A 429-nucleotide genomic window follows, 5' to 3' on the forward strand; every position below is an offset into this window, starting at 1 on the left:
CTTTATCTGTATCATCAGGCGTTTTATTAAAATTAGATTTCCTACCATTATCAACTACTTTATTATTATCAGTATTTTTGCTTACATCAGACTTACGAGGTGCAGGCAACGCCCTTTGTTCAGTCACCCCTGCATAACTAACATTTTTACCATTGGGCAAAGTTGCCTCCACTCCCTTGCCTGTTAGTCGTGCAATTGTCCCTGCCGGCAGGGTTGTTCCATTGGACAGATTCTGTGCCTGTGTGAGCTTAACGGTTTGATTAGGTATCAATGTTCCACTGGTAAAATCAAATGCTTTTCCATTTGGAACAATTGGTGCTTGTTTTTTTATTTCTGCTGCCAGTTGTGTAGCAGATAACTTACCTGCGCGGTACAGTTTATATTTGTTAGCCAATTTACTAGGGATACGTCCTGCTAGCTCCATTACTG

The 429-nt window shown here is 40.8% G+C and carries 1 protein-coding gene; it reads right to left on the bottom strand.

Translation table 11 applies throughout. The annotated features are described in order from the left end of the window. On the bottom strand, positions 1 to 429 hold a 429-nt coding region (locus ACTHUG_RS11575; RefSeq protein WP_440422315.1), incomplete at both ends, for a hypothetical protein.

The sequence above is a fragment of the Neisseria sp. P0022.S009 genome (genome assembly GCF_051956675.1).
GTDB lineage: Bacteria > Pseudomonadota > Gammaproteobacteria > Burkholderiales > Neisseriaceae > Neisseria.